Genomic DNA, 25,617 nt, shown 5'->3' on the forward strand with positions numbered 1-25,617 from the left:
GTCGATACGGACCTTATGGTCTATAGCTTTGACGAAACCCGCATTGGGGGCTAGTTGTCCCTGATGCGGGTTTTTCGTGTTGGCCTCGTTCTCTTCGCTGCCCTGCTGCCGCTGACGCTGAATGGAGCGGGCGGTCAGGAGCGCGCAGCTGCGCCACCGGCTGCACGGCCGTCCGATGCCTTTGCGGGCAAGACGATGGACCAGCTCTTCGCGCAGTTGGCCGACAAGAGCGATCCCGATGCCGGTCAGGCGGCCGAGAACGAGATCCAGCGGCGCTGGCTGAATTCCGGCAGCGATACGATCGATCTGCTGATGCAATGGTCCGCGCAGTCGCTCGCCGCGAAGGACTATGGCGCCTCGCTCGACTTCCTGGATGCCGTCACGGCCCTGAAGCCCGACTATGCGGAAGGGTGGAACCGCCGCGCGACCATCTTCTATCTGCAGGATGATTACGGGAAGGCGATCGCCGACCTCGAGAAGGTGCTCGCGCTGGAGCCGCGCCATTTCGGCGCCCTGGCGGGACTCGGCCTGATCCTGCGCGATGTCGACCGCAAGGCCGATGCGCTTGCGGCGCTCCAGAAGGCGCTCGCCATCGACCCCTATCTCGATTCCGACGTGCAGGACACGATCGACGAGCTGAAGCCGGAGGTGGACGGAGAGGAGATCTGATCTCCCCTCCGGAACTTATTGTGCTGGTCGCCAGAGGCGCTGCGGGCGGCCTTAGCCGGCGCCGACGGTCCCTTCGCTGCCCGTGCCGACAAAGGCGATGCGCAGCATGTTGGTCGCGCCGGGCGTGCGCAGCGGCACGCCGGCCGTGATGATGATGCGGTCGCCCGGCTGGGCGAATTCCTCGCGCGCCGCGATGTAGCAGGCGCGGTTCACCATGTCGTCGAGATTGTAGGCATCCTCCGAAACGACGCAGTGCAGGCCCCAGACAATGGAGAGCCGGCAGGCGGTCGATTCGATCGGCGACAGCGCGATGATCGGCGTGCGCGGACGTTCGCGCGCCGCGCGGAGGCCCGTGGAGCCGGACGCGGTGTAGCAGCAGATGGCGGCGAGGTTCAGCGTCTCGGCGATCTGCCGGGCCGCCGCCGAGATCGCGTCGGCGCCGGTCGCCTCCGGCTCGGTGCGCTGCGCGTGCATGATGTTCTTGTGGTTGACGTCGCGCTCGACCTCGGTCGCGATGCGGTCCATCGTCGCCACGGCGTCGATCGGGAACGCACCGGCGGCCGATTCCGCCGACAGCATGACGGCATCCGCGCCTTCATAGACGGCAGTGGCGACGTCCGAGACCTCGGCGCGGGTCGGGACCGGCGCCGTGATCATGGATTCGAGCATCTGCGTCGCGATCACGACCGGCTTGCCGGCACGGCGGCAGGCGCGGGTGATCTGCTTCTGGATGCCGGGAACCTGCTCGAGCGGCATTTCGACGCCGAGGTCGCCGCGGGCGACCATCAGCGCGTCGGAGATCTCGATGATCTCCGCGAGGCGCTGGACGGCCTGCGGCTTCTCGATCTTCGACATGATGCCGGCGCGGCCGGCCGCGATCTTGCGGACCTCGGCGACGTCATCAGGGCGCTGCACGAAGGACAGGGCGATCCAGTCGACCTTCGCCTCGAGCGCCGCGTCGAGATCGGCGCGGTCCTTCTCGGTCAGCGAGCCGGTGCGGATGGTCGAATCCGGCACGGAGACGCCCTTGCGGTCCGAAAGGCGCGTGCCGACTTCGACCGTGGTCAGGGCCGACTTGCCGTCGGGCGCGACGGAGACGACGCGCAGGCGCACCTTGCCGTCATCGATGAGCAGGCGATGGCCCGGCTCGAGCGCCTCGAGAATTTCCGGATGGGGCAGATAGACGCGACCGGTCGTGCCGGGCGTCGGATCGGAATCGAGCGTGAAGGTCTGGCCGACCGCGATTTCGACCGCCTTGTCCGCGAAGGTTCCGAGGCGCAGCTTCGGACCCTGCAGATCGGCGAGAACGCCGATCGGGCGGCCGACCTCGGCGCTGACGGCGCGGATGTAGCCGACCAGCTCGCGCAGCTTCTCATGCGCGGTGTGGCTCATATTGATGCGGAAAACGTCGGCGCCGGCATGGAACAGCTGGGCGATCGTTGCCTTATCGGAGGACGCGGGCCCGAGGGTCGCGAGTATCTTGACCTTGCGCGACCGTCTCATTGGTTCTTCGCTCCCTGCTGGGTCGGTTCGTTGAGTTGGATGGTCCAGGTCGACTGCTCGCCGGTGTCGACTTCGAAGAAGCCGGAGCGGTTGAAGCCGCGGGCGACGCAATCCTCCGTGCCCTGGATCGTGAACATCTTGTCTTTGGTGCACATCGCGTATTTGCCGCTCCATTCACCGCCGTGATCATAATCAACGGCATATATGTAGTAATATCGCGATACGAGAGTGCCGCTCACAAGCGTTTCACAACTATTCATGGGGACGTTCCACCATCCCTCTGTCATCCAGACCTTCTTGTCTTTGTATCCGATCGAGACACCCACGCGGTTCTGCGTGCGATTGCACAGCCGCAGATCAGCATAGGCAGGTGACGAATCAAAGAACGCTGTAGCCAAGACAAAAACGGCGAACGCGGTGACCAATCCTGGTCCGGATCGAAGACTGGTCAAACGCATCAAGGCGGCCGTCAATCGGTTGAGGCAGACGTGTGCTTTATGGTCTTTCGCATTTCGGGCTGTCAACGTCCGATCTGGGTCGGATGGCCGGCATCGGACGGCCGCCGGGCCGCGCGGAGGAGACGGGGAGGGGTGGTCGCTTCGCATGGCGCCGATGTTCGCAAGAAACGCGGCGGCATCATGGCTTGGCCGTGGCGCGGATGAGGCGCGGCGCGGCTGGACGCCCGACATTGCTGTCGGATTTCATCTGGCGGGGCGGGCGCCGCGCCACTATGTTCGCGCCATGCCGACCGCCGCGACCGATGATGACAAGGTGCCGCCCGCAGGGGATACCGAGCCTGCCTTTGAGTTCCTGCCCGGCGACGACGCCGGCGGATTGGTGCTGCTGTGCGACCACGCGTCGAACCGCCTGCCGGCGGGCTACGGCTCGCTGGGCCTGCCGCCATCGGAGCTGGAGCGCCATATCGGCTATGATATCGGCGCGGCCGCGCTGACGCGGGGCCTTGCCGAGCGCCTCGGCGTTCCGGCGGTGCTCTCGTGCTTCTCGCGCCTCCTGATCGATCCCAATCGCGGCCTCGACGATCCGACGCTGATCATGCGCCTCTCGGATGGGTCGGTCGTGCCCGGCAATGCGCGCCTCGACGCGGCCGAGCGGCAGGCGCGGATCGACCGCTATTATCGGCCCTATGACGAGGCCATCGATCGGGTGCTGCGCCGGGCGCTGACGAGCGGCCATGTGCCGGCGGTCCTGTCGGTCCACAGCTTCACGCCGATCTGGCGCGGCCGTCCGCGTCCCTGGCATGCGGGCATTCTCTGGGACAGCGATCCCCGCCTCGCGCGGCCGCTGATCGACGGGCTGGCGGCCGGGGGCGATCTGGTGGTCGGCGACAACGAGCCCTATCACGGCGCCCTCAAGGGCGACACGCTCTATCGCCATGCGACGCGGCGCGGGCTGGCCCATGCGCTGATCGAGGTTCGCCAGGACCTGATCGCCGATTCGGCCGGCGTGCATGAATGGGTCGACCGGATCGCCACCGTGCTGGCGGCGTTCGATCTCGGGTCGTCGCCGCATGGCATTTCCTATTTCGGATCCCTGACCGGACCGGTCGAGGCGCGGCCTTGGCCCGAGGCGGACGGAGCACAAGCATGACGACTTCCGACGACGACGCGCTGCGCACGCAGCTTGAGGCGGCTGCCTTCCGGCGCCTGCTGGCGCATCTCTCCGAGCGTTCCGACGTGCAGAACATCGATCTGATGAATCTCGCCGGCTTCTGCCGCAATTGCCTGGCCAACTGGTATCGCGAGGCGGCCGAGGCCGAGGGGCAGGCGATGAGCAAGGACGAGGCGCGCGAGCGCGTCTACGGCATGCCCTATGAGGCCTGGCGGCAGCTGCACCAGAAGGAGGCCTCGGCGGAAGCCGTCGCCGCCTTCGCGGCCGCCCAGCCGCGCCACGACTGACGTTCCGGCTGCGGCCTCATGCCTCGTGCTGCTTGACCCGATAGCCGGAAACGGGCAATCACCCACGCCTGCCCAGCAAGATTTTGAGGAGTTTATGCGACATGTCGAACGATGACGTACAGGGGATCGCCGCGGCCCAGCTCAAGTCCATCGTCGAGCGCATCGAGCGCCTCGAGGAGGAGAAGAAGGCGATCGCCGACGACATCAAGGACGTCTATGGCGAGGCCAAGGCTAACGGCTTCGATACCAAGGTGCTGCGCACCATCATCCGCCTGCGCAAGCAGGATGCATCGGAGCGCGAGGAGCAGGACGCGATCCTCGACCTCTACAAGGCCGCGCTCGGCATGGTCTGATCCGACCTGAAGCTGCCGCTCACGAAAAAGCCGCTGTGACGGGCGTCACAGCGGCTTTTTCGTATCTGGCTTAGGGTGCCTTTCAACGAAGGCCGGAGCCCGTCAGTTGGACGCGACCTTCATGTTGGTGCTGTCGCGCGTGACGAGGCTCGCCGAGCGATCGGCCCGGAGCTTCGTGTTGTAGGCGACCCGTCCGAACGAAGACTTGGTCGTCTCCGCCGCCGCGAAGAATTCCGGCACGGAGAAGGGATGCGGCATGGCGAGCTCGGCATAGTCCATCTGGCGCATCGAGCCGGAGCGCATCACGAGCTGGAGCGTCGCGACGCTGTATCCGACCGGGACCAGATGGGCATCGGCCTTGCCGGACGATTTTGCGGAGCCGCGGAGCGATGCCGCGCGGCCGGCGACCAAAGCGCCGCTCGAGGCATCGATATGGGGCGAACCGGCGTCGACCGGCGCATAGGCCATGACCGGCGCTGCATTGTCGTTGCGGCTTCCGACCGCATCGGCAATCGCGTCGGCGGCTGTCCGCGGCGAGGCATTGCCCGTGGCGCTGGCCATGGCGACCATCGGCCGGGCGACCGGCGAGGCACGCGGGATCGGCGGAACCGCCGCATCGGCGACCTGCATGACATCGGCGTCGGCTGCGTCGCGGGCGACCGGCGAGGGACGCGGCAGCGGAATGTCGGCGACCACGGTCTCCGCTTCCGGCGCTGCGACATCGGCCTCGGCGGCCTGCGCCACCTCGACCGGCTTCTTCGCCGGGGTCGGCGCAGCCGTATCTTCGGCGTCGGCCGCCGCAACCGCGGTCTCGGCGGACTTGCCATCCGGAGCGCCCGTATCGGCCGTATCCTCGGCCTCATCAGCGCCACCGCCGAACATCTTGCCGAACCACGACTTGCTCTTCGGCGCTTCGCCGCTGGCCATCATGATCTCGCCGCCGCTGGCCTTGCGGGCCTTGTACTCGGCGAGCGCCTGCTCATAGCCGGGCAGCGGACGTCCATCGGACGGGATATGCAGCGTCTTGCCGTCCGGGAACACGCGAACGAGCTGCTCGCGGGTCATCTTCGGCCAGTGACGCACCGAGCCCGTGTCCATATGGACGAAGGGCGAGCCCGAGGTCGGATAGAAGCCGACGCCGCCGACCTGCATCCGAAGACCGATCGCGCGGAGCTTCGGCAGGGCGACGTCGGGAATATAGAAGTCCATCGCCTTGCCGAGCATGTGCTGGCTGTGTTTGGCGACGCCGGTGTAGCGGCTGCGGGTGCGGAGCATCTCGTTCGTGGTGGGCGAACGGAAGCCGCAGACGACATGGATCGGCTGACGCGATCCGCTCTGCCGATAGACCTCCCAGATGAGGTCGAACAGATGCGGATCCATGTTGGTGGGCTGGTTCTTGCGCCAGTCGCGCAGGAGATAATTGAGCTTCTTGAGGCCGGCCTGATCGTACCGGTTGCCACGCTTGAAGACGACCGTGGCCTGCTCGTTGGTATGGACATTGAGAAGAGTGATCGCGCGGTCACCCGCAGCGGCTTCGGCATTGTCCACGGCAGTCGAAAGAAGCACGGTTCCGGCCAGAAGGGCCGAGGCCACCGCCACTTTCAGACCAGCGCGGCAGCGGCGGAACCAGCTGCCATTGCGCTGCATTTCATCCATGTGACTAGTCAACTTGCTTCTGCGTCCTTGCCCGAAATGGGCTCCCCCGTGACAAGCAGTTTGCGCCAACAGAGTTAACCAGCATTTACCGTGATCGAAAAAGCCGAGGGATCAGCCTGGAACTCTATACGCAAATCGACCCGTTCCGATGAGCTTCTGAACCAATCGTGGCATTTAAGCGGCAGATGCGAAAAACCGCACCTGTTGCCAGATGCGGTTTCGCATGTTCCGGGCAGAATGTCGACCCGCTGACCGTCCTAGAGGCCGAGCGCACGCTCCACGCGAGCGTTGTAGCCATAGATGTCGGGCAGCGTATGCAGCGTTCCCGCATCGTCGACCACGGCCGTGAAATAGACGAGGTGGATCGGGATGCGCTTCGGCAGGTTCACCCAGCTCTCGCGCCCGCCGACCATCTTGCGCAGGCGCTGCGGCGTCCAGCCGCCCTGATAGGCGAGGATCACGTCGGCGAATTCGAGCGGGTTCTGGACGCGCACGCAGCCATGGCTGAACGCCCGAACATCCTTTGCGAACAAGCTCTTGGACGGCGTGTCGTGCAGATAGACCGAGTGCTCGTTGGGGAAGAGGAACTTGATCGAGCCGAGCGCATTGTCGTCGCCCGGCGGCTGCCGGATCTGGATGTTGCGCGCGCTCGCCGAACTCCAGTCGATCATGGACGGATCGACGGGCCGGTATTTCCCCCCGACATTGGCGAGCACCTGATAGCCCTTGCGCGACAGATAGCTGGGGTCGCGGCGGACGTTCGGCAGCATCTCCTTCATCGTGATGGAGGCAGGCACGTTCCAGCTCGGATTGACGACGATCGACTGCATCTCGTTGGAGAAGATCGGCGTCTGATTCGTGACCTTGCCCGTCACGACCCGGGTCTGATGGACGACCTTGCCGTTGTCGAAGACCCGAACCTCGAATTCGGGGATGTTGACCTCGACATGGAACTCGCCCATGTCGCGCGGCAGCCAGCGCCAGCGCTCCATGTTCGCGATGATTTCGCTCGTCTTGTCCTTGCCCTCGGCATTGAGGAAGGCGAGCGTTCCCGCGCCCACGGCGCCGTCGGCCTTGAGGCCCTTGCCGGCCTGGAAGGTCTTGACCGCGTCGGAGAGCGTCTCGTCATAGACGTTCGGATCGCTCGCCGGCGCGGCGACGCCGAGGCGGGTGCGCAGCAGCGGCACGCGCGGATCGCTGACGCCGACCTTGAGCAGCTTGCCCTCGGGCACCGGCTCGTGCCGCGGTCCCGGATTGGCCTTGCGCGCCTCGGCGAGCGCCAGCTTCAACCGCCTATAGCCCTCTTGCGGCGGATTCAGCGCCGCGACGGCGGCGGTCGGATCCGCGGAAGACGAGACCGAGCCGAGCACCGCGACGGAATCGGGCAGCATCGGCTTGATCGTCACTAGCTTGCCGAGCGAGGCAGGGTCGAGGCGGCCCGAATAGGCGTCGCGCGCATAGTGCAGCAGCGCCTCGCTCAGGATGACCTCGACGGACGCGCTGAGGCTCGGGCCGGCCGGCACCTTGTCGCCGATGGTGGCGAGCGGCAGACGATAGGCCGCGGGATCGAGGCCCTCCGCATCGGCAGCACCGATCGCCGCCATGACGGCCTTGGCCGCCGGCGTCAGGCGGCCGTCGGCCACCCAGACGGGCTCGTAATTGCGCTCGGCGTAGAATTCGCTCATCGCGGCGCGATCGCGCTTTTCGAGGAAGCTCTCCTTGGCCGGAACCTGGTCGAGCAGCGCCTTCAGCGCCTGCGCGGTCGGGTCGCTGGCGACATCGGCGAGGGTCAGGCTCGCGGCGCTGCCGGCGCGTTCCCCGAACGTCTTGCCCTCGGGCAGATAGGCGAAGGCCGAGCCGGTGGAGAGGGCGACCAGAGCGATGCCCGCAAGGCCGAACTGCCAAATCCCGTTCTTCATCGTCCCTGCCTTCATTTTCCCTGCCGATATGACGCGCGAGGCGGCCTATCGTTCCACGATCGAGCTTCGCTACGCGGAGCGGGTCCGATCAACACCATTTTGGGGTCGCGCGCTGCGATCTCGATCACTCCATCGCGAGCGCTTCGCCATCGTGCACCTCGGCAATGCCGAGTTCCTTGATCCTGCGGTAGAGGGTCGATCGTCCGATCTTCAGTTTCCGCGCCACCGTTGCCATGCGGCCACGATGGTGGTGGATCGCGAAGCGGATCAACTCGGCCTCGACTTCTTCGAGCGGCCGCACCTCGCCGGATGGCGTGAGCGCCGCGATCGAGATCGGCGGCTCGGCGATCGTGGCGGGCCGCTCGGCCGTCGGAAGCTGGCGCTCGATGGTCATCGGCGCGGCGGACGGCGCCAGCGCATCGGCGGGACCCACCTCGATCTGCGCGGCGAGTTGCGGGAATTCGTCGACCGTCAGCAGCGGACCGTCGGCGAGCACGACGGCGCGGAAGACGGCGTTTTCGAGCTGGCGGATATTGCCCGGCCAGGGGTATCGCATCAGCAGTTCGAGCGCCTGTGGCGCGACGCCCGCCAGGGCGGTCTTGTGCTCCTCGGCCGCGAAGCGGGCGGTGAAATGGCGCACCAACTCCGGAATCTCCTCGCGCCGCTCGCGCAGCGGCGGGACGCGGATCGGGAAGACGTTGATCCGGTAATAGAGGTCCTCGCGAAAGCGCCCCTCTTTGACCAGGGCGATCAGGTCGCGGTTCGTCGCGGAGATGAGGCGGATATCGACCTTCACCGGCCGCTTGCCGCCGACCGGGTCGATTTCGCCCTGCTGCAGCGCGCGCAGCAGCTTCACCTGCGCGTCGAGTGGTAATTCGCCGATCTCGTCGAGGAAGAGCGTGCCGCCATGCGCCTCCTGAAACTTGCCGATGCGCTTGTCGGTCGCGCCGGTGAAGGCGCCCTTCTCGTGCCCGAACAGGATCGATTCGACGAGATTGTCCGGGATCGCGCCGCAGTTCACCGTCACGAAGGGCCGGCTGCGCCGCTCGCCCGAGCCCTGGATCGCGCGGGCGATCAGTTCCTTGCCGACGCCGCTCTCGCCTTCGATGAGGATCGGGATCGTGGACGCGGCGGCGCGTTCGCCGAGGCGGATCACGCGGTCCATCGCCGGGCTGCCGGCGATGATGTCGCGGAAGCCAAGCAGGCCGGCGGCGCTGCGCCGGACGCGGGCGAGCTCGCCTTCGAGCACGGAGAGCTTCAGCGCATTGGCGATCGACACCTGAATGCGCTCGGCCGATGCAGGCTTGACCAGGAAATCGGAAGCGCCGGCGCGCATCGCCCCCACGACGGTGTCGATGCTGCTATGCGCCGTCTGCACGATCACCGGCAGGCTGCGGCCGAGTTCGGGCAACTTTTCGAGCACGCCCATGCCGTCCAGTTCCGGCATGACGAGGTCGAGGATCATCAGCGCGAAACGCTCGCCATCCGGCGCGGCCAGCAGTTCGACCGCCTCGCGCCCGTTCTCGGCGACCACCACGCGGTGCCCCAGCCCTGTCGCGACCGACTGCAGCAGGCGCCGCTGCACCGGATCGTCGTCGACGATGAGGATCTCTTGCGACATGGGGGCAGGGCGCTCCATCGGGTCGGGCTGTCGGGGATCGGGAGGCGGCGATGGAAGCGCAGGCTGTCCCGTTTCGAGGCATAATCGACCAGGTTGGTTAAGCCTGCCTTACTTCACGGCGCCGTATGCGCGGTTGATCCCCAGGGCCTGCAACCCCTATCTAGGAGGCGAACTCACCCACCAACGGATGTGCCGATGTCCCGCCCCCTTGCCACGCTCCATCCTGCCGATTCCGGCCGTGCCGTTGCGGCTGCGCTCGGCGATCTGCCGGAGTGGAACCTCGCCGATCTCTATCCCGGCACGCAGTCGCCGCAATTGCTGGCGGACCTCCAGAAGGCGGCGCAGGACGCGGTCGCGTTTGAATCCAGCTGGAAGGGAACGCTGGCGACGCTGGCCGCCGAAGGCGGGCTTGTCGAGCCGATCCGCGCCCTCGAGGTGCTCGAAGAGCTGATGGGCCGCATCGTCTCCTATGCCGGCCTGCTCTATTCGGGCGACACCACGGATCCGGCCGGCGCCAAGTTCTATGGCGACGTGCAGCAGAAGATCACCGATGCCGGCACGCATCTCCTGTTCTTCACGCTCGAACTCAACCGGATCGACGATGCCGTGCTGGAGGCTGCCATGGCGGTCGATCCGGCGCTCGCGCATTACCGGCCCTGGATCGAGGATGTGCGGAAGGAAAAGCCCTATCAGCTCGAGGATCGGGTCGAGCAGCTCTTCCACGAGAAGTCCGTAACTGGACGCGGCGCCTGGAATCGCCTCTTCGACGAGACCATGGCCTCGCTGCGCTTCGACGTGGCGGGTGAGGAGCTGACGCTCGAGCCGACGCTCAACCTGATGCAGGATCCGGACGAGACGAAGCGCAAGGCCGCGGCCGATGCGCTCGCCGCGACGTTCTCGGCGAATATCCGCCTGTTCACGCTCGTCACCAACACGCTCGCCAAGGACAAGGAAATCTCGGATCGCTGGCGCGGCTTCGAGGATGTCGCCGCGTCGCGCCATCTGGCGAACCGCGTCGAGCCGGAAGTGGTCGATGCGCTGGTCGCGGCCGTTCGCGAAGCCTATCCGCGCCTGTCGCATCGCTATTACGCGCTGAAGGCCAAGTGGTTCGGCAAGGACAAGCTCGATCACTGGGATCGCAATGCGCCGTTGCCGCGCGTGCCGAGCCGGACGATCCCCTGGACGGAAGCACGCGACACGGTGCTCTCCGCCTATGGCCGCTTCTCGCCCGAAATGGCGGCGATCGCGGAGCGGTTCTTCGCCGAGGGCTGGATCGATGCGCCGGTTCGCCCCGGCAAGTCACCCGGCGCCTTCGCGCATCCGACCGTTCCGTCGGCGCATCCCTATGTGCTGCTCAATTATCAGGGCAAGACGCGCGACGTGATGACGCTCGCCCATGAGCTCGGCCATGGCGTGCACCAGGTGCTCGCCGCGCCGCAGGGCGCGCTGATGGCGCCGACGCCGCTGACGCTGGCCGAGACGGCGAGCGTCTTCGGCGAGATGCTGACCTTCCGCGCGCTCCTCGACGCGACGAGCGACCCGGTTCAGCGCAAGTCCATGCTCGCCTCGAAGGTCGAGGACATGATCAACACGGTCGTGCGCCAGATCGCCTTCTATTCCTTCGAGCGCAAGGTGCATGTTGAGCGGCGCGAAGGCGAGCTGACGGCCGACCGGCTGAACGCGATCTGGATGGACGTGCAGCGCGAGAGCCTCGGCGAGGCGGTTCGGCTCGGTCCCGGCTACGAGACCTTCTGGACCTATATCCCGCACTTCATCCATTCGCCGTTCTATGTCTACGCCTATGCCTTCGGCGACTGCCTGGTGAACTCGCTCTATGCCGTCTATCGCGACGCCGAGACGGGCTTCCAGGAGAAGTATTTCGCGCTCTTGAAGGCGGGCGGCACCAAGCACCATTCCGAGTTGCTCGCCCCCTTCGGCCTCGACGCCACCGATCCCGGTTTCTGGCAGAAGGGCCTCTCGGTGCTGGAAGGCTTCATCGGCGAACTGGAGGCGATGGAGGGGTAGGGGCTCACCAATGGCGGGGCGATTGTAGACCAGCATTCTCCATGTTATACAATTCGTATAACGGAGTGCATGCCATGAAGCTCGAAATCAAGAAGATCGGCAATTCGACGGGATTGATCCTGCCGAAGGAGCTGCTCGCCAAGCTTGACCTGAAGCAGGGCGAATGGCTCAACGTGACCGAGAACGCAGACGGTTCGATCCGCCTCTCGGCCTATGATCCCGATTTCGACAAGGCGATGCAGATCGCGGAGCGGGCGATGAAGACTTATCGCAACGCCCTTGCCGAACTTGCGAAATGACGGATCCGATCCGCCCGGAGCCTCAATGGCTGACCGTCCAAATGGTCAGCTCCATCCATGAGAGGCAACTCCGGACCTTCGGGGGGCCCGCAGGGATTCGAGATCCTGGAGCCCTCGAATCGGCCCTAGGGCGGCCTCTCAATCGTTGGTCCTATGAGGGCGGCGACCTTGCCCAGCTTGCCGCCGCCTACGCTTTCGGGATTGCGCGGAACCACCCATTTATCGATGGCAACAAGCGGACGGCGCTTGTTGCCATCGTGACGTTCCTCGGAATGAATGACATCGATTTTCTGGTTCCTGAGGCTGAAGCGGTAACCGCCATCATGGGCCTTGCCGCCGGCGAGATTTCCGAGGACAGCCTCGCTCGCTGGATACGGGACCGGATCTGACCCACGGCGCTGTGACGCAGCCGCTCTGCCCCACGCCGTCTTGCGGCCGGGCCTTCGCCGCCCATCTTATGTCTGATCTTCCTCCGTTGCGGCTTACCGACTTGTCCGATTCCGAACGCAACCGCCTGACTGGCCGCCTCTCCCGTTACGCCCGGGTCGGCGTCAATGTCGGCGGCGTCGCCGCCAAGGTCGCGGGGGCGCGGCTGTTCGGGTCCGGCCTCGACAAGGGGCGCCACGCTTCGGATCTCGCCACGGCGCTCGGCGGCCTCAAGGGGCCGCTGATGAAGGTCGGGCAGATCCTGTCGACCGTGCCGGATCTGTTGCCGCCCGAATATGCCGCGGAACTGTCGCAGCTCCAGTCGAATGCGCCGCCCATGGGCTGGCCCTTCGTCAAGCGGCGCATGCAGGCCGAACTCGGACCGCAATGGGAAAAGCGCTTCGCCTCCTTCGAGCACCAGCCGGCCGCCGCCGCTTCGCTGGGGCAGGTTCACCGCGCCGTGGCGAAGGATGGGCGCCAACTGGCTGTGAAGCTGCAATATCCGGACATGCAGTCGGCGGTCGAGGCGGACCTCGTCCAGCTCAAGATGCTGTTCGGCGTCTATCGCCGCATGGACCCCTCCATCGACACGTCCGAGATCTATCATGAGATCGGCGAGCGCATCCGCGAGGAGCTCGATTATGGCCGCGAGGCGCGCCATGCGCTGCTCTACAAGATCATGCTCGACGGCGAGAGCCTGGTGCGCGTTCCCGAGGTGGAACCCCGCCTGTCGACCGGCCGCCTGCTGACGCTGACCTGGCTCGAGGGCCGCCGGCTGCTCGAGTTCCGCGACCATTCGCTGGAAGAGCGCAACCGCATCGCCACCGCGATGTTCCGCGCCTGGTGGTCGCCCTTCGCGCACTATGGCGTCATCCATGGCGATCCGCATCTCGGCAACTACACCGTCTTCGAGGAGGACGGCGTCGCGGGCGGTATCAACCTGCTCGACTATGGCTGCATCCGCGTCTTCCCGGCGAAATTCGTCGCCGGCGTGGTCGATCTCTTCCACGGCCTCAGGGAGGACGACCGCGCGCGCGTCGTGGCCGCCTATGAGAGCTGGGGCTTCGTCGGCCTCTCGAACGAGCTGATCGACGCGCTCAACATCTGGGCGCGCTTCATCTATGCGCCGCTGCTTGACGACCGTGTCCGCACCATCGCCGACGGCGTCGCCCCGGCCGAATATGGCCGCCGCGAAGCCTTCCGCGTGCATCAGGTGCTGAAGGAGAAGGGCCCCGTCACGGTGCCGCGAGAATTCGTCTTCATGGACCGCGCCGCGATCGGCCTCGGCTCCGTCTTCCTGCACCTGCGCGCCGAGATGAACTTCCACCGCGAATTCATGGCGATGCTGGAAGGCTTCGACGAGACGATGCTCGGCTATAGGCAGAAGGCGGCGCTGGGGGGCGTGGGGTTAGGGTGAGGTAAGGCCGAACTCGAGATCGTCGTTGCGAGCAATGTTGCACCATTACATACTAGCGGTCACACCCTAGCGAGTGCGACCGAAATGGCTGGCCTCAGCACTGGACGACGCAGACTTCTGTCGATTCTCTCGCGTTCGGTTTTGGTCTTTCCGGCATTTTGCGCTGGGATTGGTGTCAGATCTTGGGCCACTGAGGATCGGACCGATGGCGGCGACACCCTCGAACGTCTGCTCACGAACATAGAAGGCGCTCGATCCGTGAATAGCGCGTCTGATGCCATTGCTATGAAAGAACTGCTTGAGACGTTCATTCGGCGCTGGTGCAATTCCGACTATCCGCCGACGCCGGTATCGGCAGCAGAGCTGGCTGATGTTGAACGGCATTTGGACTTCCTGATGCCCTCGGACTATCGTTCTGGGATATTGACGAGCGGTCTCCCGCGACCGGGCATCAAGCTCCTTCATAGCATTGTGGATCATGAGATCCCGATAGCGGATGTAAGTAATTTTCATTCGCCGTCTGAGATCATTGATAATACAGAAGGTTGGCAGCCCGCCGGGTTGCCAAAATCTGCTGTGGCCTTTGCGAGTGACTGCATGGGGAACCAGTTCTATTTTGATCGCCTAGAAGGTTCGAGTTCGCGCGTTTGGCTGTTCGATCATGATTTTGAAACTGTCAAACCGGTCGGTACAAATTTCAGTGCGTGGATAGAGGCGTTCAACAGCCTTCCGGATGCCATGAGCGAGGACTGAGATTCCCTCAGCTGTGATGACCATCCTCCTCTTCCCCTCCCCGCCCTGTTCGAGATCCCCCGCTGCTCCTCCTTCTAGGCCGTGCTCAAGTCTGGGAAGTCCCCGCTTTGATTGCCGTCGGGTATTGGGCGCGCCTCGGCGGTCTATGGCGGGATCACCATCGCCGCTAGCCTTGGCTGGCTGTTCGTCGTCGAGGGCGTGCGGCCCGATCGCTGGGATCTCGTCGGCGCGCTGATCGCGCTCGTCGGGGCCGGCGTTATTTTGTGGGGACCTCGAACGATTTGAACGCGGCACTGTGGCCGATTGCCGCCCTGTCGAGACTGCTATATACGCCGATCCGCAGCCGCCCTTCAGACGAGGACAAAGAGCGATGGCCGAAACCGCGATGGACTACCGCGAGCACGACCGCACCTACCACCTGTTCCTCGGGCTCACGAAATACGGCACCATCGCCGTCGTGATCATCCTGATCCTCATGGCGATCTTCCTGCTTTGATCCGCCCGTCGCCGCCGCGGCGGCATCTTCGTCGCGCTCCGCCTTGTGGATCGGCCCTGCGCCGGTTCCCAATCGTGCGTTACGCGGCCTTTTCCAAGGATTCGCCATGAAGGTCGGAGTGCCGGCGGAGAACGGCGCGGTCGAGAGCCGCGTCGCCGCCACCCCGGAGACGGTCAAGAAGCTGATCGCGCTCGGCGCCGAAGTCGTTGTCGAAACGGGAGCGGGGCTCGCCTCGCGCATTCCGGACGCGGACTATGAGGCCGCCGGCGCGAAGATCGCACCCGATGCCACCACCGCCGTGGCCGGTGCCGATGTCGTGCTGAAGGTTCGACGGCCTGCCCCGGCGGAGCTGCCGGCCTATAAGGCCGGGGCGCTGGTCATCGCGACCATGGACCCCTATGGCAACGAGGCCGATGTCGCCGCGATGGCCGGCGCGGGCGTCACCGCCATCGCCATGGAGTTCATGCCGCGCATCACGCGCGCGCAGGTCATGGACGTCCTGTCGAGCCAGGCCAACCTCGCCGGCTATCAGGCGGTGATCGATGCGGCGTCGGAATATGACCGCGCCTTCCCGATGATGATGACGGCGGCGGGCACGGTCCCGGCCGCGCGCGTCTTCATCATGGGTGCCGGCGTTGCCGGCCTGCAGGCGATCGCGACCGCCCGCCGCCTCGGCGCGGTGGTGACCGCGACCGACGTGCGGCCCGCGGCCAAGGAGCAGGTCGAAAGCCTCGGCGCGAAGTTCGTCGCCGTCGAGGACGAGGAATTCAAGCAGGCCGAGACCGCGGCCGGCTATGCGAAGCCGATGTCGGCCGAGTACCAGGCCAAGCAGGCGGCGCTGGTGGCCGAGCACATCAAGAAGCAGGACATCGTCATCACGACGGCGCTGATCCCCGGCCGCGCGGCGCCGCGGCTCGTTTCGGCGGCCATGGTCGCCTCGATGAAGCCGGGCTCCGTGCTGGTCGATCTCGCCGTCGAGCGCGGTGGCAATGTCGAAGGCGCGCGCCCGGGCGAAATCGTGGTGACGGACGGCAAGAAGATCGTCGGCCATCTCAACGTCGCCGGCCGGATCGCCGCGACGGCGTCGCAGCTCTACGCCAAGAACCTCTATGCCTTCCTCGAGACGCTGATCGACAAGAAGGCGCAGGCGCTGGCCGTCAATTGGGACGACGAGCTGGTCAAGGCCACGGTGCTGACGCGCGATGGCCGCATCGTTCATCCCGCCTTCGCGCCCAAGGAGGCGCCGAAGGAAATTCTCGTTGCCGAGACGGCTCCGGCCGCCGCAGAGGGGAGCCGCTCGTAAATGGCCAATCTCACGCCCGAACAGGCGGCGAGCGCCGCCCAGGCCGCGGCCGACGCCGCGAGCGCCGCGGCGACCGCCGCGCATGAGGCTGCCGCCGCCGCGCAGGCTTATGCCGCGCAGGCTTCCGGCAGCCCGCTGGCGGAAGCGGCCGGTGCCATCGCCCATGCCGCTTCCGGCGGCGTGATCGACCCGTTCATCTTCCGCCTCTCGATCTTCGTGCTGGCGATCTTCGTCGGTTATTACGTCGTCTGGTCGGTGACGCCGGCGCTGCATACGCCGCTGATGTCGGTCACCAACGCGATCTCCTCGGTGATCGTGGTCGGCGCGCTGCTCGCCGTCGGCGTCGAGGCGGCCGATGCTGCCTCAGCCTCCGGCCATGCCTGGGCGCAGGGCTTCGGCTTCGTCGGCCTCGTGCTGGCGAGCGTCAACATCTTCGGCGGCTTCCTCGTCACCAGCCGCATGCTCGCCATGTACAAGAAGAAGACGAAGTGAGGATGCGCCGATGACAACCGCCAACATCACGGCGCTGCTTTATCTCGTCTCCGGCGTCCTGTTCATCATGGCGCTGCGCGGGCTCTCGAGCCCGGCGACGTCGCGCCAGGGCAATATATTCGGCATGGTCGGCATGGCCATCGCCATCCTGACCACGCTGGTTCTGGCCGCGCCGAAAGGCCCGTTCGCCTGGGGGCTGATCATCATCGGCCTCGCCATCGGCGGTGGTGCCGGCGCGGTCGTCGCGCGCCGCATCGCCATGACGCAGATGCCGCAACTGGTCGCCGCCTTCCATTCGCTGGTCGGCCTTTCCGCCGTGATGGTGGCGGCCGCCGCGCTCTATGCGCCGTCGGCCTTCGGCATCGGCGAGGTCGGCGCGATCCATGGCCAGGCGCTCGTCGAGATGAGCCTCGGCGTGGCGATCGGCGCGGTGACCTTCACCGGTTCGGTCATCGCCTTCGCGAAGCTCAACGGCAACATGTCGGGCAAGCCGATCCTGCTGCCGGCCCGTCACGTCATCAATGCCAGTCTCGCCGCGCTGATCGTCGTGCTGATCATCGTGCTGACGCTGACCGAGAGCCATACGGTGTTCTGGCTCATCGTCCTCGCCAGCCTGGTGTTCGGCGGCCTGATGATCATCCCGATCGGCGGCGCCGACATGCCTGTCGTCGTCTCGATGCTCAATTCCTATTCGGGCTGGGCGGCAGCGGGCATCGGCTTCACGCTCGGCAACACGGCGCTGATCATCACCGGCGCGCTGGTCGGCTCTTCGGGCGCGATCCTGTCCTACATCATGTGCAAGGGCATGAACCGCTCCTTCGTCTCGGTGATCCTCGGCGGCTTCGGCGGCGAGACGGGCGGCCCGGCAGCGGGCGGCGCGGTCGAGCAGCGGCCGGTGAAGCAGGGCTCGGCCGACGACGCGGCCTTCATCATGAAGAACGCGTCCAAGGTCATCATCGTGCCGGGCTACGGCATGGCGGTGGCGCAGGCCCAGCATGCGCTGCGCGAAATGGCCGATATCCTCAAGGAAAACGGCGTCGAGGTGAAATACGCCATCCATCCGGTGGCGGGCCGCATGCCCGGGCACATGAACGTGCTCCTGGCCGAGGCCAATGTTCCCTATGACGAGGTGTTCGAGCTCGAGGACATCAATTCGGAGTTCGCGCAGGCCGACGTCGCCTTCGTCATCGGCGCCAATGACGTGACCAATCCGGCCGCCAAGACCGACAAGTCGTCGCCGATCTATGGCATGCCGATCCTTGACGTGGAAAAGGCGGGCACCGTCCTCTTCGTCAAGCGCGGCATGGGCTCGGGCTATGCCGGCGTCGAGAACGAATTGTTCTTCAAGGACAATACGATGATGCTGTTCGCCGACGCCAAGAAGATGGTCGAGAGCATCGTCAAGGCGCTCGCCTGAGGCGTCACACGCACCGTTGAGAGAGGGGCCGCGACATCGCGGCCCTTTTCGTTTGTGGTTGCCGCCAAAGCGGCAGAGAGGGATCGCCCATGGCATCAGGCCCGGATCTGATCATTCGCCAGCTTGGTGTCGCCGACGCAGAAGCCTATCGCGCCGTGCGGCTACGAGGCCTTCGCGACGTGCCGACGGCCTTCACCCAGAGCTTCGAGGAAGAATCCGCCTGGCCGATCGAGCGGTTTGAAAGGCGGCTCGGCTCGCCGCCGAGCGCCATTTTCGGCGCCGAGCTCTCCGGCAAGCTGATCGGGATCGCGAGCTTCGCCGTCCAGCCGGCTCTCAAGCAGCGCCATCGCGGCGAGATGTGGGGCGTCTATGTCGACCCGGCGGGACGCGGCCTCGGCATCGGGAGACAGCTCGTGCAGCGCGTTATCGACCACGCCGCGGCCCATGTCCTGGTGCTCGAGGCGGGTGTCCGCGTCGGCAACGACACCGCCGCTGCGCTCTATGAATCGCTGGGCTTTCGCGTGTCAGGCCTGCACCCGAAGGCGCTCTGCGTCGATGGGCTGTTCTATGACGAGCATCTGCTCGTGATGGAATTTCCGCCCGCAGGATCCGCCGGAGATGCCGCGGCGTAGTGCGCTCGCGCGCCCTGGCGCAGCGGACGCCTATTTGGCCGCCGTGCGGCGCATCCCGTCGCGTGCCGGCGTGTAGTTGGGATTGATCGCGGCCGCATGGGCGAAGGCGGCGAAGGCCTTGTCGCGCTCGCCAAGCTTTTCGAGCGCGAGGCCTTGGTCGGTCCAGCCCTCGTAGGAATCCTTGTCGCGACGCACGACGATGTTGAAGTCGTCGAGGGCGGCCTTGTAATCGCCGGTCACGAGATAGGAGAGGCCGCGCGAGAGATAGGGTTCGGTCGAGGTCGGCGCATTGGCGATCGCGGAATTGAAGTCCTGGATCGCGTCGTCCTGCCGGTTCTGGCCCTGATAGATGAGCCCGCGGTTCTGATAGGCCTTGGGGTCGGTCGGCGAGAGCTCGATCGCCCTGGTGAAATCGGCGAGCGCCAGATCGATCTGGCCCTGCGAGCGATAGAGATTGCCGCGCCCGACATAGGCCTCGGCATAGCTCGGATTGATCGCGATGGCCTGGTTATAGTCGGCGAGCGCCTGACTATTCTGCTTCAGCCGCCGCTCGACGAGCGCGCGATTGGCATAGGCCTGGTAGAAATTCGGGTTGAGCTTGATCGCCTGGGTAAAGTCGGCGAGCGCCTCTTCATAGCGCCCGGAGCGGCCGAAGGCGGTGCCGCGAACATTGTAGCTCGAGGCGTCGTTCGAGTTCTGGGCGACGACGGCGGAGAGCGAGGAGATATTGGCCTCGGAGCCGGTGGCCGGATCGATGTCGCCCTCGGCGCCGCCCATGCCGGTCGACTGGCAGCCGGCCAGGATGAGCGCTCCGGCAAGCGACGCCAGGATCGAGCCTGCGCGGCGCGGCGAGGATCGATCAGAGAAGGACGACGTCGCGGCCTGCATCAGGAGGCTCTCCCAACCGCCCAGCCAAGAGCCGGGCACATGACAAGAAAGGGCAACGAGCCGGCACCTGCCGGTTCATCACCCTTCATCATTCCGACGATAGGCAGGCGAAAGAATGGCGCCGGAGGAAACCGGCACCGCTTCAGCGCCGCTTCGGATCAGTGCTTGCCCTTGGGCGCAGCGACGATCCCGAGCTCGCGCTGGGCGCGCTTGCGTGCCAGCTTGCGGGCGCGGCGGACGGCTTCCGCCTTCTCTCGCGCGCGCTTCACCGACGGCTTCTCGTAGAAGTCGCGCAGCTTCATTTCCCGGAAGATGCCTTCGCGCTGCATCTTCTTCTTGAGCGCCTTCAGGGCCTGGTCGACGTTGTTGTCGCGAACGAGTATCTGCACGCGGAAGCGTCCTGTTGCTGCTGATCCGTATGAATTCCCGGCGGCTCGACTGGCAGCAGGCGACAGCCTGACCGTGTATCGACCCGATTTCGGCGCTCTCATAGCAGATGGGCGGAAGCGCTGTCAAAGCTCGGATGGGCCATTTATGACGGTTTTTCTGTGTTTTCGGGCCGTTTGGGGCTATGGAACGCCGATATTGGAACGGAGTGGGTCGCCGTGAGACTTGAGAACAAGGTCGCCGTCGTTACTGGCGCGGCGAAGGGGATCGGCTATGCCATCGCCGAGCGCTTCCTGGAGGAGGGGGCCCGGGTCGTGCTGGCTGATATTGACGCGGATCGCGGTTCGCAGGCCGTCGAGACGCTGGGTGCGCTCGGGGCCTGTCGCTTCGTGCGCGTCGATGTCGGCGATCGCGACGACGTCGCCAACCTCATCGCGGCGACGCTCGCCTTCGGCGGGAGCCTCGATGTTCTCGTGAACAATGCCGGCATCGTCGCGGGCGCCGATTTCCTCGATGTGACGGAAGAGGATTTCGACCGCGTCCTGCGAGTCAATCTGAAGGGCTTCTTCCTCTGCGGCCAGGCGGCCGCGCGGCAGATGGTCGACCAGATCGCCGCGGGTGGCGCGCCCGGCGCGATCGTCAACATGTCCTCGGTCAATGCCGTCTTCGGCCTGCCGAACCAGGTGCCCTATACGGTCTCGAAGGGCGGCATCAACCAGCTGACCAAATCGATGGCCGTCTCGCTGGCGACGCACGGAATTCGCGTCAACGCCATCGGCCCGGGCTCGATCGCGACCGATATTCTTTCGACGGTCAATTCAGATCCGGAAGCAAAGCGGCGCCTTCTGTCGCGCACGCCGCTCGGGCGGATCGGCGAGCCGTCCGAAATCGCTGCGATCGCCGCCTTCCTGGCCTCCGACGACGCCAGCTACATCACCGGGCAGACGATCTACGCCGATGGCGGCAGGATGCCGCTCAACTATACGGTGCCGGTCAAGGAATAGCCGGTCCCGGAGCTTTTAGCCGCGCCGCACATTGCTTGGCGCAGGCGCGGTCCCGGGGGCCGAAAGCGGAAGATCAGACATGGAAACGCCGGCGGAATGGCCATTCCGCCGGCGTTTCAATCTCGTTCGGGCGTTGGCCACGCACTTGCGGCGTGGCGTGACCGACGATCAGACTTCGTCTTCTTCTTCGTCGACGGGGCCCTTCAGCGACTTGAGCTTGGCGAAGACAGCGTCGGCGTCGAGCTCTTCCTCTTCCTTCGGCTCGAGGCGATAGGAGCGCAGCGCCGCGGCGGCGAGCGCGTCGGCGGCCGTCGTCTCCTCGGTGCGCAGCAGCGTATCGCCTTCGGCGCCGACTTCGCGCGGCGGCAGGCTCTTGGCGGCCTTGTCGACCTCGAAGTCGAGATCGATCTGCGAGCAGAGGCCGAGCGTCACCGGATCCATCGGCGCGAGATTGGTCGAATTCCAGTGGCTGCGGCCGCGGATCGAGTCGATCGTCGGCTTGGTCGTGCCGACGAGACGCATGATCGCCGCGTCCTTGAGCTCCGGATGATTCCTCAGCAGCCACAGAATGGCGTTGGGACGGTCCTGGCGACGGGAGACCGGCGTGTAGCGCGGGCCCTTGCGCTTCTGGACGGGGATGCGGACCTTCGTCTCGGCGATCTTCAGCCGGTACTTCGGATCGCGCTGCGCCTTGTCGATCTCTTCGCGTGTCAGCTGGCCGGTCACGATCGGATCGAGGCCCTTGATGGTCTGGGCCGCCTCGCCGTCGGCAATGGCCTTTACCTCGAGCGGGTGCAATTTGCAGAAATCGGCAATCTGATCGAAGCCGAGGGACGTATTCTCGACCAGCCAGACGGCGGTCGCTTTCGGCATCAGCGGAATGCTCGACATAATTCTCTCCTGAGCGCTCGCCCGGGTTGACCCGAAGGAGCCTGTCGATCGTCAAATTGACGGGGGTGAATACCCATATAGGCTGACTGCCCCGCCAAATCAAACGTTGCTTCAGCGCCGCTCCTTAGCCAATGCGGCTAAGCAGATCAGGCCGCAACGGATGTCGCGGCCTGATCTGGCGTGAGCGGTTCTACTGCGTGCTGTTCTGCGGCGCAGGGGTGGCCGGCGCAGGCGCCGGCGTAGCGGGCGCGGCCGGTTCAGCCGCAGGCGCAGGAGCGGGCGCTGCTGCCGGCGCGGCCGGTGCCGGCGCGGGTGCAGCGGGGGCGGGCGCCGGGGCGGACTGCTCGGTCGTCGCTGCCGGAGGTGGTGCTTCCGTCTTGCTGGAACGCCACCAGAACCAACCGACCACCACGATGACGATCACCACGACGATCCAGATCCAGGTATTATTGCGCTGCATCATTTCCTCCAATGCCCGCGTCCGGTATTGCGATGATCAATGGCGATGATTCGTAAGAAGTGCCTCCCGGACGGACGAGGCAAGGGTACGTCTACACTCTGAATTCGCCAAGAAGATTATCGCGAATTGTGTCGTCTCCGTCCGGCGTGAACTAGAAACGGCGCCGCAATCCCGGCGACATCAATCGCGGTCGCGGAGCACGGAAGAACTCACCCGATTGAGGCGCACGGCTTCGTCGACGGCCTCCACCCAATCCAGCGGAATGTAGTGGTGCAGCCCGTCCGGGGAGTCGGCGCGGGCGAGCCGGATCTCGCCGGCCTCATCGACCCGGTCGACGGTGCCGACGTGATTGCCGCGCTGGTCGAGGACCTGCATGTGGGCTTGAATGCGATCGGATTCGGCCATGAGCGTTCTCCTTCTGTTGTCCGCTCAACGCCGTCCGGGCCGGATGGTTCACGCGCCGCCGCGAACCTCCAGGACGAGCTTGCCGATGGGGCCTCTTTCCTCCATCCGCCGGTGCGCCTCTGCCGCGGCCGCGAGGGGATAGACGCCGTCGATGCGGGGGCGGATCGCGCCGCTCGCGATCAGCGGCCAGACCTTTTCTTCCAGCTGCGCGGCAATGCCGGCCTTGAAGGCCGTGGTGCGCGGGCGCAGCGTCGAACCGGTCAGCGTGAGGCGCTTCAGCATGATCCGCGCGAAGTCGATCGTCGCCCGCGATCCCTGCAGGAACGCGATCTGGACGATGCGGCCATCGACGGCCGCCGCCTGCAGATTGCGCTCGATATAGTCGCCACCGACCATGTCGAGGATCACATCGGCGCCGTGCCCATCCGTCGCCACCCGCACCGCCTCGACGAAGTCCTCGCTGCGATAGTCGATCGCGTGATCGGCGCCGAGCGCGAGACAGGCCGCGCATTTCTCGGGCGAGCCGGCCGTGACGATCACGCGCGCACCGAAGGCCTTGGCGAGCTGGATCGCCGTCGTCCCGATCCCCGACGAGCCGCCATGGATGAGCAACGTCTCGGCCGCCTTCAGCGCGCCGCGCTCGAAGACATTGTGCCAGACGGTGAAGAACGTCTCCGGCAGGGCGGCCGCCTCGATCATCGAAAGGCCCGCGGGGACGGGCAGGGCGTTGCTTTCGTGGATGGCGACATATTGCGCATAGCCGCCGCCCGCGACGAGGGCCGTGACGGCATCGCCGAGAGCATAGCGCCCGGCAGCGGCATCGCGCGCGGCGACGCGGCCGGAAACCTCGAGACCGGGCAGGTCGGACGCGCCCTTGGGCGGCGGATAGGCGCCCTGGCGTTGTAGCAGGTCGGGCCGGTTCACGCCCGCCGCAGCAACCTCGATCAGGATTTCGCCGTCGCGCAACTCGGGCAGCGGCCGTCGTTCGACCTTGAGGACCTCGGGCGGGCCCGGCTGGGTGATGGCGACGACTTCCATCATCTGAGGAAGATCGGCGATCTCGCTGCGCTCTGGCATGGCCGGTACTCTGCTCTTTGCGGCTCCCGATCTGGAAGCGACGGGGAACTCTGCTAGTTTTGGCAAGGCAGACCAGAAACGGAGGCCAGAAGCAAATGGCTCTTTTCGACGATGCTCCCGTCGAGCGGCCGAAGGTGCACACCCTCGGCGAGGACCTCTCCCGGCTCTCGCTCGACGAGATCGACGCGCGCGTCGCGGCCCTGGAGGCGGAGATCGCCCGCCTGCGCGAGGCCCATGCCGCCAAGGCCGCCTCGCGGGACGCGGCCGCATCCTTCTTCAAGCGCTGAGAACCGACGATCTCAGGGAACGCAGGGCCTGATCGCGATGCCAAGTTAACCTTAACAGAAGTTTACCGGCTGAAGACCGTGTTGAAGCGTTTCCCGGGGCGACTCCCCACTGTTTCGTCTCAATGGCTTGACCTATAAGACCTCCATCGTGCCCGGGGCCTCGCGCCCTGCTGGCGCAATGAGCGGTGGAACGATCGGGAGAGGGTGATGGCCGAGGAAGCGATTGACGAAGCGAGCGCTCCGATCGTCTTTGGCCGGCACTTCGCGCACTCGGACACCTTCCGCAATCTGTTTCGCGAGGGCATGGCGCTCGTCGAGGAGACAGCGGCCTATCTCGACGGCGACGGGCGGGCCGAATCGCGTGAACTGTCGCGCGGCGGCTCACTCGGCTATGCGACGGAATCCATGCGCCTTACGACGCGGCTGATGCAGATCGCGTCGTGGCTGCTGCTGCAGCGCGCGGTCAATGATGGCGAGATGTCGCGCGAGCAGGCCGTCCAGGAAAAGGCCAAGGTGCGCCTGCGCGGCTTCGGCACGCAGACCGAGGGCGCCGGCTGGGAGGATCTCCCGCTCCGCCTCCGCGGTCTCATCGAGCATTCCATTCGCCTGCAGGAACGCGTCATCCGCCTCGACGACGCCCTCTATGGCCCGGTCGCCTTCGACGACGAGGTCGAGAACCCCGTCAACCGCCAGATTGGCCGCCTCGCCCGCGCTTTCGGCCGCGACTGAGCCGAACCGCGTCCGACCGCACGCGCCTCACCGGCGATCGCGCTGCGCCTCTTCGCATCGAATCGATCCGCAAGCCGGCTTCCGCTCCGCTGGCGGACCTTCGACGCCGGTCCTTCCCTGAACATTGACTGATTTCGAGCGGCCATGCGCGCGGCCGTGATCGCCGCGCGCTCGTCCATGCGCCAAAAAGAAAGCCCCGGTCAGAGGCCGGGGCTTTCTTGATTCCAACGGGGATCAGGCAGCTTAGCCGCCGATGAAGCCCTTGAACTTGTTGTTGAAGCGCGAAACGCGACCGCCGCGGTCGAGCAGCTGCTGGTTGCCGCCCGTCCAGGCCGGATGAGTCGTCGGATCGATGTCGAGGTTGAGCGTCGCGCCCGCCTCGCCATAGGTCGAACGGGTCATGTACTCGGTGCCGTTCGTCATCACGACCTTGATCGTGTGGTAGTCGGGATGGATGTTCTGCTTCATCGCTCGGTCCTCGGTGGCGCGGTCCGTTTCGAACCGTCAGGCCGCGCCCTCGCCAAAGGGCCCCTGTCGCCGGATAATGGTGGATGAGGCGCACCTTGGCCGGGCCGCCTGTCGGGGCGACGAT

30 protein-coding genes are annotated in these 25,617 nt (G+C 65.8%); 18 read left to right on the plus strand and 12 right to left on the minus strand.

What is annotated here, in order from left to right; genetic code table 11:
* The first annotated feature begins 63 nt into the window (after positions 1-63).
* A complete protein-coding gene (locus tag GGR25_RS15065) occupies positions 64-669 on the plus strand; it encodes a tetratricopeptide repeat protein (protein ID WP_183399671.1) in 606 nt (201 codons plus the stop codon).
* Between the two features lie 51 nt (positions 670-720).
* On the opposite strand, the gene pyk is transcribed toward GGR25_RS15065, so the two are convergent.
* Together pyk and GGR25_RS15075 are read right to left on the minus strand one after the other, a co-directional pair.
* Positions 721-2,172 carry a pyruvate kinase gene (pyk, locus tag GGR25_RS15070; RefSeq protein ID WP_183399672.1) on the minus strand — a complete coding sequence of 484 codons (1,452 nt, stop codon included), beginning with the start codon at positions 2,170-2,172 and terminating at the stop codon, positions 721-723.
* Positions 2,169-2,597: a DUF1036 domain-containing protein gene (locus GGR25_RS15075; RefSeq protein ID WP_343068078.1), complete on the minus strand. Its 429-nt coding sequence runs from the start codon at positions 2,595-2,597 to the stop codon at positions 2,169-2,171. The genes pyk and GGR25_RS15075 overlap by 4 nt, the downstream gene beginning before the upstream one ends.
* A 316-nt stretch (positions 2,598-2,913) precedes the next feature.
* Here GGR25_RS15075 and GGR25_RS15080 point away from each other — a divergent pair, with 316 nt between their 5' ends.
* From GGR25_RS15080 to GGR25_RS15090, 3 genes are all read left to right on the plus strand, one after another.
* Positions 2,914-3,780, plus strand: coding sequence for an N-formylglutamate amidohydrolase (locus tag GGR25_RS15080; protein WP_183400307.1), 867 nt, complete (start codon positions 2,914-2,916; stop codon positions 3,778-3,780).
* The gene (locus tag GGR25_RS15085; protein ID WP_183399673.1) at positions 3,777-4,088 is read left to right on the plus strand and encodes a DUF1244 domain-containing protein; all 312 of its coding nucleotides are present in this window, start codon (positions 3,777-3,779) and stop codon (positions 4,086-4,088) included. Before GGR25_RS15080 ends, GGR25_RS15085 begins: the two co-directional genes overlap by 4 nt.
* A 101-nt stretch (positions 4,089-4,189) precedes the next feature.
* Positions 4,190-4,441, plus strand: a complete 252-nt coding sequence (locus tag GGR25_RS15090; protein WP_183399674.1) for a DUF2312 domain-containing protein — start codon at positions 4,190-4,192, stop codon at positions 4,439-4,441.
* Positions 4,442-4,543: 102 nt separating this feature from the next.
* Here the strand turns inward: GGR25_RS15090 and GGR25_RS15095 are convergent, their stop codons facing one another.
* From GGR25_RS15095 to GGR25_RS15105, 3 genes are all read right to left on the minus strand, one after another.
* Positions 4,544-6,088, minus strand: a complete 1,545-nt coding sequence (locus GGR25_RS15095) for a peptidoglycan L,D-endopeptidase MepK (protein ID WP_183400308.1) — start codon at positions 6,086-6,088, stop codon at positions 4,544-4,546.
* Positions 6,089-6,354: 266 nt separating this feature from the next.
* Complete coding sequence (locus GGR25_RS15100) at positions 6,355-8,016, minus strand: L,D-transpeptidase family protein (protein WP_183399675.1); 1,662 nt, start codon at positions 8,014-8,016, stop codon at positions 6,355-6,357.
* Positions 8,017-8,140: 124 nt separating this feature from the next.
* On the minus strand, positions 8,141-9,637 hold the full coding sequence (locus tag GGR25_RS15105) for a sigma-54-dependent transcriptional regulator (protein WP_183399676.1): 1,497 nt from the start codon (positions 9,635-9,637) through the stop codon (positions 8,141-8,143).
* Between the two features lie 195 nt (positions 9,638-9,832).
* Here GGR25_RS15105 and GGR25_RS15110 point away from each other — a divergent pair, with 195 nt between their 5' ends.
* The 11 genes from GGR25_RS15110 to GGR25_RS15160 all read left to right on the plus strand — a co-directional run bounded on the left by GGR25_RS15110 (position 9,833) and on the right by GGR25_RS15160 (position 18,897).
* The gene (locus GGR25_RS15110; protein WP_183399677.1) at positions 9,833-11,662 is read left to right on the plus strand and encodes a M3 family oligoendopeptidase; all 1,830 of its coding nucleotides are present in this window, start codon (positions 9,833-9,835) and stop codon (positions 11,660-11,662) included.
* Positions 11,663-11,736: 74 nt separating this feature from the next.
* Positions 11,737-11,961, plus strand: a complete 225-nt coding sequence (locus GGR25_RS15115) for an AbrB/MazE/SpoVT family DNA-binding domain-containing protein (RefSeq protein WP_183399678.1) — start codon at positions 11,737-11,739, stop codon at positions 11,959-11,961.
* Complete coding sequence (locus tag GGR25_RS15120; RefSeq protein ID WP_183399679.1) at positions 11,958-12,350, plus strand: type II toxin-antitoxin system death-on-curing family toxin; 393 nt, start codon at positions 11,958-11,960, stop codon at positions 12,348-12,350. The genes GGR25_RS15115 and GGR25_RS15120 overlap by 4 nt, the downstream gene beginning before the upstream one ends.
* Before the next feature lie 68 nt (positions 12,351-12,418).
* Positions 12,419-13,804, plus strand: coding sequence for an ABC1 kinase family protein (locus GGR25_RS15125; RefSeq protein ID WP_183399680.1), 1,386 nt, complete (start codon positions 12,419-12,421; stop codon positions 13,802-13,804).
* Positions 13,805-14,089: 285 nt separating this feature from the next.
* Entirely contained in the window at positions 14,090-14,557 is a 468-nt protein-coding gene (locus GGR25_RS15130; protein ID WP_210299977.1) for an SMI1/KNR4 family protein, read from the plus strand.
* Between the two features lie 111 nt (positions 14,558-14,668).
* Complete coding sequence (locus GGR25_RS15135) at positions 14,669-14,842, plus strand: YnfA family protein (RefSeq protein ID WP_183399682.1); 174 nt, start codon at positions 14,669-14,671, stop codon at positions 14,840-14,842.
* Positions 14,843-14,927: 85 nt separating this feature from the next.
* Positions 14,928-15,053 (plus strand): aa3-type cytochrome c oxidase subunit IV, encoded by a 126-nt coding sequence (locus tag GGR25_RS15140; protein WP_183399683.1) that lies wholly within the window; start codon positions 14,928-14,930, stop codon positions 15,051-15,053.
* Positions 15,054-15,159: 106 nt separating this feature from the next.
* A complete protein-coding gene (locus GGR25_RS15145; protein ID WP_183399684.1) occupies positions 15,160-16,356 on the plus strand; it encodes a Re/Si-specific NAD(P)(+) transhydrogenase subunit alpha in 1,197 nt (398 codons plus the stop codon).
* Positions 16,357-16,848 (plus strand): proton-translocating transhydrogenase family protein, encoded by a 492-nt coding sequence (locus tag GGR25_RS15150; protein ID WP_183399685.1) that lies wholly within the window; start codon positions 16,357-16,359, stop codon positions 16,846-16,848.
* A 10-nt stretch (positions 16,849-16,858) separates the two neighbouring features.
* Positions 16,859-18,265 (plus strand): NAD(P)(+) transhydrogenase (Re/Si-specific) subunit beta, encoded by a 1,407-nt coding sequence (locus GGR25_RS15155; RefSeq protein ID WP_183399686.1) that lies wholly within the window; start codon positions 16,859-16,861, stop codon positions 18,263-18,265.
* Positions 18,266-18,354: 89 nt separating this feature from the next.
* On the plus strand, positions 18,355-18,897 hold the full coding sequence (locus GGR25_RS15160) for a GNAT family N-acetyltransferase (protein ID WP_183399687.1): 543 nt from the start codon (positions 18,355-18,357) through the stop codon (positions 18,895-18,897).
* 30 nt (positions 18,898-18,927) lie between these two features.
* On the opposite strand, the gene GGR25_RS15165 is transcribed toward GGR25_RS15160, so the two are convergent.
* Together GGR25_RS15165 and rpsU are read right to left on the minus strand one after the other, a co-directional pair.
* On the minus strand, positions 18,928-19,785 hold the full coding sequence (locus GGR25_RS15165; RefSeq protein WP_183399688.1) for a tetratricopeptide repeat protein: 858 nt from the start codon (positions 19,783-19,785) through the stop codon (positions 18,928-18,930).
* A gap of 158 nt (positions 19,786-19,943) precedes the next feature.
* On the minus strand, positions 19,944-20,174 hold the full coding sequence (gene rpsU / locus GGR25_RS15170) for a 30S ribosomal protein S21 (protein WP_183399689.1): 231 nt from the start codon (positions 20,172-20,174) through the stop codon (positions 19,944-19,946).
* Between the two features lie 216 nt (positions 20,175-20,390).
* On the opposite strand from rpsU, the gene GGR25_RS15175 reads away from it, so the two are divergent.
* Positions 20,391-21,176, plus strand: coding sequence for a glucose 1-dehydrogenase (locus tag GGR25_RS15175; RefSeq protein WP_183399690.1), 786 nt, complete (start codon positions 20,391-20,393; stop codon positions 21,174-21,176).
* Positions 21,177-21,344: 168 nt separating this feature from the next.
* Here the strand turns inward: GGR25_RS15175 and GGR25_RS15180 are convergent, their stop codons facing one another.
* The 4 genes from GGR25_RS15180 to GGR25_RS15190 all read right to left on the minus strand — a co-directional run bounded on the left by GGR25_RS15180 (position 21,345) and on the right by GGR25_RS15190 (position 24,009).
* Entirely contained in the window at positions 21,345-22,067 is a 723-nt protein-coding gene (locus GGR25_RS15180) for a DUF1013 domain-containing protein (protein ID WP_183399691.1), read from the minus strand.
* 190 nt (positions 22,068-22,257) lie between these two features.
* Positions 22,258-22,530 carry a hypothetical protein gene (locus tag GGR25_RS24580; RefSeq protein WP_210299978.1) on the minus strand — a complete coding sequence of 91 codons (273 nt, stop codon included), beginning with the start codon at positions 22,528-22,530 and terminating at the stop codon, positions 22,258-22,260.
* 177 nt (positions 22,531-22,707) lie between these two features.
* A complete protein-coding gene (locus GGR25_RS15185) occupies positions 22,708-22,932 on the minus strand; it encodes a DUF2171 domain-containing protein (RefSeq protein WP_183399692.1) in 225 nt (74 codons plus the stop codon).
* A gap of 48 nt (positions 22,933-22,980) precedes the next feature.
* Positions 22,981-24,009: an NAD(P)H-quinone oxidoreductase gene (locus tag GGR25_RS15190; RefSeq protein WP_246409829.1), complete on the minus strand. Its 1,029-nt coding sequence runs from the start codon at positions 24,007-24,009 to the stop codon at positions 22,981-22,983.
* Between the two features lie 95 nt (positions 24,010-24,104).
* Between GGR25_RS15190 and GGR25_RS15195 the strand changes: the two genes are divergently transcribed.
* Positions 24,105-24,296, plus strand: a complete 192-nt coding sequence (locus tag GGR25_RS15195) for a DUF1192 domain-containing protein (protein WP_183399693.1) — start codon at positions 24,105-24,107, stop codon at positions 24,294-24,296.
* Positions 24,297-24,503: 207 nt separating this feature from the next.
* The gene (gene rcdA, locus GGR25_RS15200) at positions 24,504-25,025 is read left to right on the plus strand and encodes a protease adaptor protein RcdA (protein ID WP_183399694.1); all 522 of its coding nucleotides are present in this window, start codon (positions 24,504-24,506) and stop codon (positions 25,023-25,025) included.
* 243 nt (positions 25,026-25,268) lie between these two features.
* On the opposite strand, the gene rpmE is transcribed toward rcdA, so the two are convergent.
* Positions 25,269-25,493, minus strand: a complete 225-nt coding sequence (gene rpmE, locus GGR25_RS15205; protein ID WP_183399695.1) for a 50S ribosomal protein L31 — start codon at positions 25,491-25,493, stop codon at positions 25,269-25,271.
* Between the last annotated feature and the right edge of the window lie 124 nt (positions 25,494-25,617).

Source organism: Kaistia hirudinis (assembly GCF_014196455.1).
Taxonomy (GTDB): Bacteria; Pseudomonadota; Alphaproteobacteria; order Rhizobiales; family Kaistiaceae; genus Kaistia; species Kaistia hirudinis.

Excerpts from the sequence above, each read along its gene's own strand:
- GGR25_RS15195 (WP_183399693.1), top strand. The coding sequence starts at position 24,105 with ATGGCTCTTTTCGACGATGCTCCCGTCGAGCGGCCGAAGGTGCACACC.
- GGR25_RS15065 (WP_183399671.1), top strand. The coding sequence starts at position 64 with ATGCGGGTTTTTCGTGTTGGCCTCGTTCTCTTCGCTGCCCTGCTGCCG.
- GGR25_RS15150 (WP_183399685.1), top strand. The coding sequence starts at position 16,357 with ATGGCCAATCTCACGCCCGAACAGGCGGCGAGCGCCGCCCAGGCCGCG.
- GGR25_RS15165 (WP_183399688.1), bottom strand. The coding sequence starts at position 19,785 with ATGCAGGCCGCGACGTCGTCCTTCTCTGATCGATCCTCGCCGCGCCGC.
- GGR25_RS15145 (WP_183399684.1), top strand. The coding sequence starts at position 15,160 with ATGAAGGTCGGAGTGCCGGCGGAGAACGGCGCGGTCGAGAGCCGCGTC.
- GGR25_RS15190 (WP_246409829.1), bottom strand. The coding sequence starts at position 24,009 with ATGCCAGAGCGCAGCGAGATCGCCGATCTTCCTCAGATGATGGAAGTC.
- GGR25_RS15080 (WP_183400307.1), top strand. The coding sequence starts at position 2,914 with ATGCCGACCGCCGCGACCGATGATGACAAGGTGCCGCCCGCAGGGGAT.
- GGR25_RS15160 (WP_183399687.1), top strand. The coding sequence starts at position 18,355 with ATGGCATCAGGCCCGGATCTGATCATTCGCCAGCTTGGTGTCGCCGAC.
- GGR25_RS15130 (WP_210299977.1), top strand. The coding sequence starts at position 14,090 with ATGAAAGAACTGCTTGAGACGTTCATTCGGCGCTGGTGCAATTCCGAC.
- GGR25_RS15085 (WP_183399673.1), top strand. The coding sequence starts at position 3,777 with ATGACGACTTCCGACGACGACGCGCTGCGCACGCAGCTTGAGGCGGCT.
- rpmE (WP_183399695.1), bottom strand. The coding sequence starts at position 25,493 with ATGAAGCAGAACATCCATCCCGACTACCACACGATCAAGGTCGTGATG.
- GGR25_RS15105 (WP_183399676.1), bottom strand. The coding sequence starts at position 9,637 with ATGTCGCAAGAGATCCTCATCGTCGACGACGATCCGGTGCAGCGGCGC.
- GGR25_RS15110 (WP_183399677.1), top strand. The coding sequence starts at position 9,833 with ATGTCCCGCCCCCTTGCCACGCTCCATCCTGCCGATTCCGGCCGTGCC.
- GGR25_RS15125 (WP_183399680.1), top strand. The coding sequence starts at position 12,419 with ATGTCTGATCTTCCTCCGTTGCGGCTTACCGACTTGTCCGATTCCGAA.
- GGR25_RS15120 (WP_183399679.1), top strand. The coding sequence starts at position 11,958 with ATGACGGATCCGATCCGCCCGGAGCCTCAATGGCTGACCGTCCAAATG.
- GGR25_RS15185 (WP_183399692.1), bottom strand. The coding sequence starts at position 22,932 with ATGGCCGAATCCGATCGCATTCAAGCCCACATGCAGGTCCTCGACCAG.
- GGR25_RS15095 (WP_183400308.1), bottom strand. The coding sequence starts at position 6,088 with ATGCAGCGCAATGGCAGCTGGTTCCGCCGCTGCCGCGCTGGTCTGAAA.
- GGR25_RS15180 (WP_183399691.1), bottom strand. The coding sequence starts at position 22,067 with ATGTCGAGCATTCCGCTGATGCCGAAAGCGACCGCCGTCTGGCTGGTC.
- pyk (WP_183399672.1), bottom strand. The coding sequence starts at position 2,172 with ATGAGACGGTCGCGCAAGGTCAAGATACTCGCGACCCTCGGGCCCGCG.
- GGR25_RS15100 (WP_183399675.1), bottom strand. The coding sequence starts at position 8,016 with ATGAAGAACGGGATTTGGCAGTTCGGCCTTGCGGGCATCGCTCTGGTC.
- rcdA (WP_183399694.1), top strand. The coding sequence starts at position 24,504 with ATGGCCGAGGAAGCGATTGACGAAGCGAGCGCTCCGATCGTCTTTGGC.
- GGR25_RS15155 (WP_183399686.1), top strand. The coding sequence starts at position 16,859 with ATGACAACCGCCAACATCACGGCGCTGCTTTATCTCGTCTCCGGCGTC.
- GGR25_RS15090 (WP_183399674.1), top strand. The coding sequence starts at position 4,190 with ATGTCGAACGATGACGTACAGGGGATCGCCGCGGCCCAGCTCAAGTCC.
- GGR25_RS15140 (WP_183399683.1), top strand. The coding sequence starts at position 14,928 with ATGGCCGAAACCGCGATGGACTACCGCGAGCACGACCGCACCTACCAC.
- GGR25_RS24580 (WP_210299978.1), bottom strand. The coding sequence starts at position 22,530 with ATGATGCAGCGCAATAATACCTGGATCTGGATCGTCGTGGTGATCGTC.
- GGR25_RS15115 (WP_183399678.1), top strand. The coding sequence starts at position 11,737 with ATGAAGCTCGAAATCAAGAAGATCGGCAATTCGACGGGATTGATCCTG.